Consider the following 2,057-nt stretch of genomic DNA (forward strand, 5'->3'; position numbering starts at 1 on the left):
GCTATCATGACGTTGCTATGGCCATGGGCCAAGGCTGAATGGAGAGCCGTATGCGCTGAAAGGTGCACGTACGGTTCGGGGAGGAGAAGCGCAATTGCGCTTCTCACTCCACTCAAGGTACGGGGCAAATGGGTCTACTTATACCGAGCGGTTGACCGTGATGGCCAAACACTCGATTTCATGCTGTCTGAACGCCGTGATCTGGCCGCAGTGCGCAGGTTTTTCAAGAAGGCTAGAGCATAATTCCTTAAACTTGGATCAGTTTAAGGTAAAATTATGCTCTGATTTTAAAGTGTTAGAGCGACCTTTGGGTGTCCTATTGGACGCCCGGCGCTCTATCGCAGCCAACAGCGTTCCCGAAAAGGTTGTCATCGACAAGAGCGGAGCCAATTTGGCTGGCCTGCAAGCAGTCAACACGATCCTGAAATTTACCGGAACCGGCAGGATCATTGAAATCCGCCAGGTCAAGTATCTCAACAATATCCTTGAACAGGACCACCGCTTTATCAAACGGATCACCAAACCAATGATGGGTTTCAAGGCGTTCCATTCTGCCGCAGCTACCATCGCGGGTATTGAAGTGGCACACATGATCCGCAAGGACCAATTCGCGAACGACAACTGCTCACCATTCCAGGTTTTTGCGGAACTCGCAGCATAATGGCGCCCAGAAATAAGGACGCTTGAGCATGACGGGAACGCCCCTTCACAGTCCCGTCCTCTCTGATCGCTGCCCGGGTATCATCAGCCAGAGGAGGATCAATGCATATTATCAATTCCAATAATATCATTATCGGTATCGACACTCATAAAGCTACACATTTAGCTGTGGCCATCGATAAAAATGGTGCAAAATTAGCCACTTTATCCATACCAGCCAACGCGAAAGGCTATCTTGAGCTTGAACGATGGGCAACTAGCCTCGGAACCATCATAGCATTTGGTATTGAAGGCACCGGGTCTTACGGTGCAGGGTTGTCTCGATTGCTTCTGGAACGTGGTTACACGGTGGTGGAAGTGACGCGTCCTCATCGTCAATTGCGATATAGCCACGGAAAGTCCGACAGCTTGGATGCAGAAGGTGCGGCTCGCTCTGTTCTAAGCGGTCAGGCGACAGCTAAGCCCAAAACGCACACCGGGTCTTCAGAGATGATCAGACATCTTAAGATCGCGCGTGATACAGCAGTTAAATGTAGATCGCAGGCCATGGTGACGCTTAAAACCCTTATCATCAATGCACCGACTGAATTACGGGATAGCCTTGATCAGATCAAAGGTAAGATCATCCTGATACGGCATATCGCAGCCTTTCGGCCAGGTGAGATCACATCGACGCTAGCAACAGCAAAAGTTGCATTACGTGCATTGGCTCGACGATGGTTAGCTCTTCACGACGAAATCCAGACGCATGACAAAGAGCTGGAGCGCCTCGCTGCGGCGTGTGCACCAGTGTTGATGGCGTCGCACGGCATTTCTACGATGACGGTTGCGGAAATGCTCATTCTTGTCGGCGACGATCCGACAAGAATCCGGTCCGAATCCGCATTGGCGAAATTGTGCGGCGTTTGTCCGATCCCGGCATCCAGTGGAAAAACCAATCGCTTTCGGTTGAACCGCGGAGGCAATCGTCAGGCCAACGCAGCCCTCTATCGGGTAGCCATCATAAGAATGCGTAGCCACGAGCCAACGCTTGCTTACGTCAAAAAACGCACAAACGACGGTAAGAGCAAAAGTGAAATAATCCGATGCCTAAAGCGCTACATTATTCGGGAAATCTTCAAGCATCTTTGTACGCCCAAAAATGCTGAAATCGCGACTTGACGAATATAGGAGCTTCAATGCAATGGTGGAAACAGTATTCAAAACGATCAAGTCGGAACTGATCTGGCGGACTGTGTTCCACACACTCAATGATGTGATCAAAGCCATTGGCGAATAGTAAGCGTACGCTGATCCCCACCTTCCAATTACAGTTCTAATTGTCTCATTAGACTTTCGGGATGATCAGGACGGAGTTTCTCCATGGATGCTACATTGGAGGTTCTACCAGTTGGTGG

1 protein-coding gene and 2 pseudogenes are annotated in these 2,057 nt (G+C 50.0%); all 3 read left to right on the top strand.

Translation table 11 applies throughout. The features are described 5' to 3' along the window. A pseudogene (locus OIV19_RS23525) lies at positions 1-235 on the top strand (DDE-type integrase/transposase/recombinase); the annotation flags it as partial. A gap of 108 nt (positions 236-343) precedes the next feature. Then, a pseudogene (locus OIV19_RS23530) lies at positions 344-661 on the top strand (DDE-type integrase/transposase/recombinase); the annotation flags it as partial. Positions 662-762: 101 nt separating this feature from the next. After that, positions 763-1,821 (top strand): IS110 family RNA-guided transposase, encoded by a 1,059-nt coding sequence (locus OIV19_RS23535; protein WP_264234327.1) that lies wholly within the window; start codon positions 763-765, stop codon positions 1,819-1,821. The last annotated feature ends 236 nt before the right edge of the window (positions 1,822-2,057 follow it).

It is taken from the genome of Brucella sp. HL-2, assembly GCF_025846885.2.
Classification (GTDB): Bacteria; Pseudomonadota; Alphaproteobacteria; order Rhizobiales; family Rhizobiaceae; genus Brucella; species Brucella quorumnocens.